We start from the raw sequence: 5,460 nt of genomic DNA, 5'->3' as shown, positions 1-5,460 counted from the left end.
ACAGGAACCAAACCTACAGTAGAAAAAATAGACCTGTCCAATTTTCAGCCACTTTCATACTTTTTCACGCCCAAGATCAATAGTAAAATCGAAAAAAGGGGACAGATTTATTTCCCCCACTCTAATCTCGGCCTACCTACATGACAGCTAGATCCCTTCGCTGCCAGGATCTGGAATTAGAGTAGGGAAAATAAATCTGTCCCCTTTTCCCCTCTACTGGCGCTCGTACTTGGTCTTGCCTTTCTTGCCCTTGGCGTAGCTGTGCTCCTCGTTCGCCGCAGCGGCCAGGGTCACGTCGCGCCCCGCCTGCAGGGCCAGGTCGCGGCGGGCCTCGATCTCGCTGGCGACGATGCTCAGGTCCTGGCCGGCCGTGGCGGTGAGGTTGCCCCCGGCCTTCACCTCGCTGCCGTACTGGGTGATGCTGGTGTCGTGGCCACTGACGCGGCGGCGCTGGTACTCGTGGCTGTCGACACCTTCCTGGCTGGCGATGATCAGGTCACGCCCGGCATCCATGTCGATGTTGCCGCCGGCCTGCACGGCGCCACCGACAATGCCGATATCCTGCCCCGCCATGGGGCAACGCATAGCTGGTCACTGCAAGAACATATCAATGTCATCCAGAGCATCCTCAACCTGCCCTGAGATCGCATGGTCATCTAGATGGCCATGAAGAGCATTGAGCACCTTCTCTTTCTCAAGCTGGCGATGAATTCTTGCTATATGCCCAAGGCAAGTTGCCGCAAGCCCTCTAATTTCGGGGTTTTCGTTGTTGAGAAACTCTAAGCATTTGCTCTGCACCCACTTCCAATCTGACTCATAAAAGGCAATGGACACCAATGCCTCGCAAATACACTTAACCTCAGTCGAGGCAAAGGCTTCCTCAGCAGCTTGCTTACTCATGCGCTGGGAGTCCTGATAGCTCATCATTGCTTTTCTCCAACAAGAATGTTGACTTTGCGATCGGCCATGCCAGCCTGTTGCAAGGCCTTTTGCATATCTGGATGCATGCGAAAAAAGGGGACAGATTTATTTCCCCCACCCTAATCTCGGCCTACCTACATGACAGCTAGATCCCTTCGCTGCCAGGAGCTGGAATTAGAGTAGGAAAAATAAATCTGTCCCCTTTTCCGTTACCTTTTCCGTTATGAGGAGATCGAAAAATGCCTGAGCGTCACTGGTCGAAGCATGGTGGCGGAAACGCTGCTGTTGATGCTGCAGGATTTGACGTCTACGATCCATTCTGGGCTGCGTCCTTGGCTTAATGGTGTGTGTTCGCAACTATCACCGTAGACCAAGGCCAGCCCTTCTTCATTTTTTCTTGTGGATCAAAGGGTTGGCTGTTAAGTAAGTGCCATTCAAATCTGCCCCTTTTTGGTCCTACAAACCGAAATTAGAGTATGTCCCTTTTCGGTCTTACTCAAGCTTAGACCCTTGTGGCTCAAGCAATCCGCGCTCGGGAATCATTTAGAAATTTACTTCCTATCACCCCACTTGAAATATGAAGCAACACATATCCCAAGCCACACAGGTACTGCATAAGCTAAAAAACCAGGAAATAATCCGGAGATATCAGACCAGCCAAAATTCCACGCACCATGCTCATAATAAACAATTATAGCCCCTAAAACATTTGCCATAACACCTGTAAAGAAAAATAAAGCAACTAAATATATAAAAAGCAGCACATAAGCTTGAAACCTCGACTTAGGCTTAATCACTTATTATCTCCCATTGCTCCTAACTTACCGCCTACAACCTCGGACGTCTGAGAAGCCACGGAGGCACCTACCGCCTCAGAATACCTTCCGGCATACGGCTTTAATTTATCGGTTACAACCTGTCCAGCTTTCAGGCCCACCGCACCGCCAATGGCCGCACCTAAAACTGGATACATTGGACTATCACCTTTAATCAAGCTCCCTAAGAATGCCCCTCCCATACCTGCACCAATAGTGAATGCGGCCCCGCGACCTTGAGTTGCACCACCCACAGTGGTAGCAATGGCAGCATCCACATAACTAAACGGCTTATCCGTAGACAATTGATAGCTAATGTTAGCACCACCGCCAATGACACCGCCCATCGCTGTGCCAGCAAGTCCTGCCGGGGGCGATATAACCGTGCCCAACGCAGCTGGAGTATACACCCAACCAGCTACATAATCATGACCAGGGCCTTTGTACCCATCGCTTCTAGCCAAGGACTAGTAAAAAATGGGACAGATTTATTTTCCCCACTCTAATCTCGGCCTACCTACATGACAGCTAGATCCCTTCGCTACCAGGAGCTGGAATTAGAGTAGGAAAAATAAATCTGTCCCCTTTTCCGTCCGTCCCGGAAAAATAAATCTGTCCCCTTTTCCGTCCATTTCCTTCTGGTCCCTTTTCCTTCTCTTTCCTTCTCCAAGTTTTAAGGGGAACTGGCTGTAGCTTTTGGACCATTAAATCATGCCAATATTTCGCAACACTCCCTCACTTACAAATTCTAACCCACCAACTTCCACCTTGGATCCGTCTATGTAATGGGAATGACCACAGACGTCACATTGGTAAGCCAGTAGCCCGTTATGCCTACCTATAAAGACGCGCAACCCAGTAGACTCACACCTAGGGCATTGTTTATCAATTTCAACAGTTATCAAGGCCTCGATTGTATCGCGTAGAAACCGCGCTATAGACTCAACGTCCTTAGCCTGACGTCCCAGAATGACATTTTTGAAGCGTGTTATATCACTAGGTAAAAATGACGAATAATCAACAGGCATCAAACTTTCATTTATATTTGAAAACTCATCGAGCCCATAACTCAAAAACGGCTCAACAGTAAAATATTTATAATTATCTCTAACCCACAAAAGAATAACCCCAAGAACATCTCTTAACGATGACTCTTCACTAAGCAGCATCACAGCCAACTGAAGCTCACGCCACACATGCACAGGGAGAGACCTCATTAGTTCACCACCTTAACCGGGAAGGTACTTATCAAGTTACCGGCCTTATCAGTGAAGACCTTTATCACTGAAGTAGGAAGACCTCCATCTTTCAGCGTAGTAGTACCAATAATCCTTCCCGTGTCAACAGTCCTTACAAACTGACCACCTGGCAACGCAGTAACTGGTGATTTAACGACTGAGCTGCTCTGAAGGATCCCCTTCAGCTCATTTGGAGTAATAGTGAACACAGAACGTGTATTGGCGACTACTACGTTGAAATGGCCTTCCAGAACATGATCAAAGCCCGCAGATACTGGCTTACCATTATCACGAAGCGGAGTGTTTTCCGTGCGACCATTGGCAATATTTATCCGAGACTTTACTCGGCCCGGGATCTGAGTTACAGCTTCGCCTGTCGCTTTTGCACCAACAGAACCCGTCGGCCTCATTCCCCCCAGCGTTGCCCCCAACAATGTACCAGCTGCTGCGGTCAAAAACGAGGACTCATTCCCATCCCGCTGTGCAGCCAGCTCCGTGGCAATCGTCATACCAGCAGTGGTGTTATTGGTGATAATGATTGCCGCAATCGTAGCAGCTTCCTTGAAATGGCCTTGAGCAGAAAGTGACTTGGCCAACTCACGGAGCTTGGGCTCATCCGCAATCAAACGATTTGAAAGGGCATCACATGCTTGTGGAGCAGCCTGGCAAACTGATGCCAGCTCCTGATTCCTCATCTCGTCTAGTTGGGCATAACGCGCACGAACTTCATTTTTCTCCGCTTCGGTTGTCTTGCTATCGACCTCCGAAAGCATCTCCTTCACTTCCTTGTGAAGAAGGTAGTTGTACTGCGTAGCATTCTTGGCAACCCAAGCCCCTTTCTCCATCTGGGCCGCATCAGTATCTTTCTGGCTCGCCGCCGCCAATACTCCAACGATCTGCGAACTCATGGTCAGCAGGTTGTCGTTGCCTTTGACCAAGGAGTCCAGATGCACCACCAGCGCTTCATTCGCACCTGCCGCCAACGCACCAGTTTTGAAGTCCCCACCGGAGGCCTTAGCCAGCAACCCGCCCACCATCGCGTGAATCGCAACCTTCGGCGCCGAGCCATCGGCAACCACGCCTTTGGTGTAATCACCCACTGCGTTGAAACTGGCCGCCGCCAAGGTGTTGAACAACGCATTCTTCAAGGCATCGCTAGCACTACCGCCCTGTCCAAGAGCCTTGCTCAGCAGCATGGAGGTGCCGCTCTGCAACGTCTGATTGGCGGCAAATTGCCCAACACCGCTCCAGGTACTCAGAGAGGAAACTGGGGTGACCGCTCCTATCGCCGTATTGGTTTTGGTACTGGTCAAGCCGTCAAAATAACCAGCCGTCAAACCTGCGGTAATGCCCGAGATCGCATACCCCTTCATCGCATCCGAAGAAGTCACATCCTTGAACACTGCACCCAGATTGCCGCGATTGTTGATGGTGCTAACGGTAGCGTTGGTCGCAGCGCCTGATGCGACAGCTCCTGCCGCTGCTGACAAACCGGCGGCAGTCTCCACGGAAATGGTCCCTGCCGTGACCGCTCCTGCAGTGGTTGTCCCCATTGCTCCCGCCGCTAACGGCCCAACCACTGCTGCCATCACAATTGCAATGATGATCTGTGAAGCTGGCCCAAGACCCGAGTTGCTGTATTTGAAGGAGTCATGGATCTCCTTCACTTGTCGCCAGTCCACATCGCCACGGGTTTCAGCCTGTTTCAGCCAGGCCAGTTGCGAATCGGCTTTCACCATCGCATCGATGCTCTGACTGACGGTTTGTTGATCCACCTGTTTGACGTCGATCTTCAATCCTTCAACAGCTTTAATGACGATTTCACCGGCGGCTACCATCTGAGTCTGGCGCAGGGTTTCATCAGTATTGCCCTTGCCTTTGGAGGAAACCCAGAAGGCGTTGTTGTTGCTCTTCTCGTGACTCTCCTGATGCATGTCCTTGACCGCTTCGAAGGTCACCGAACCGCCGCTATCAATGGTCAGGTCCGCACCGGAGGCGAGTTTCGCGCCCTGGTACAGCTGGTCACCGCCACTCTCGAGGGTCAGGTCGCCACCACTGGTGACCTCACTCCCCACCGCCTTCACGTCGGTCACTTCATCACGCTGGGTCTTCTTGCTCCCCCAACCTCCCTTCTTGTTCATGTCATACAGCGAGTACTGGCTGTCGTTGGCAGCCAGCAGCTCGAGCTTGTCGCCGGCCACCAGGTAGGCTTCGTCGCCGGCGCTGGCCTTGCTCGCCACCATGCGCAGGTCGCGCCCGGCGTCGATGGTCAGGTCGCCGCCGGCCTTCACTTCAGCCGACTGCTGCTCGACGTCGTCCTCCTGGCGCTCGTACTTGGTCTTGCCTTTCTTGCCCTTGGCGTAGCTGTGCTCCTCGTTCGCCGCGGCGGCCAGGGTCACGTCGCGCCCGGCCTGCAGGGCCAGGTCGCGGCGGGCCTCGATCTCGCTGGCGACGATGCTCAGGTCCTGGCCGGCCGTGGCGGTGAG

General features: G+C 52.2%; 6 protein-coding genes. All 6 read right to left on the bottom strand.

Features of this window, described 5'->3' with window-relative positions; translation table 11 throughout:
• Nucleotides 1-213: 213 nt before the first annotated feature.
• Nucleotides 214-585: a hemagglutinin repeat-containing protein gene (locus tag CC207_RS21675; RefSeq protein ID WP_088852743.1), complete on the bottom strand. Its 372-nt coding sequence runs from the start codon at nt 583-585 to the stop codon at nt 214-216.
• A 6-nt stretch (nt 586-591) separates the two neighbouring features.
• Nucleotides 592-900: a hypothetical protein gene (locus CC207_RS21670; protein ID WP_063630093.1), complete on the bottom strand. Its 309-nt coding sequence runs from the start codon at nt 898-900 to the stop codon at nt 592-594.
• Nucleotides 901-1,472: 572 nt separating this feature from the next.
• On the bottom strand, nt 1,473-1,718 hold the full coding sequence (locus CC207_RS26855; protein WP_143496157.1) for a hypothetical protein: 246 nt from the start codon (nt 1,716-1,718) through the stop codon (nt 1,473-1,475).
• On the bottom strand, nt 1,715-2,083 hold the full coding sequence (locus CC207_RS26850) for a hypothetical protein (RefSeq protein WP_143496156.1): 369 nt from the start codon (nt 2,081-2,083) through the stop codon (nt 1,715-1,717). Before CC207_RS26850 ends, CC207_RS26855 begins: the two co-directional genes overlap by 4 nt.
• A 357-nt stretch (nt 2,084-2,440) precedes the next feature.
• A complete protein-coding gene (locus tag CC207_RS21665; RefSeq protein WP_088852741.1) occupies nt 2,441-2,953 on the bottom strand; it encodes a hypothetical protein in 513 nt (170 codons plus the stop codon).
• The coding region (locus CC207_RS21660; protein ID WP_256582162.1) for a DUF637 domain-containing protein at nt 2,953-5,460 on the bottom strand (2,508 nt) is incomplete at its 5' end. The genes CC207_RS21660 and CC207_RS21665, both read right to left, overlap by 1 nt.

It is taken from the genome of Pseudomonas sp. DrBHI1, from assembly GCF_002205115.1.
Taxonomy (GTDB): Bacteria; Pseudomonadota; Gammaproteobacteria; order Pseudomonadales; family Pseudomonadaceae; genus Aquipseudomonas; species Aquipseudomonas mosselii.
Note: the sequence above shows the minus strand (reverse complement) of the source record. Positions and strands in the feature narration are given on the sequence as shown.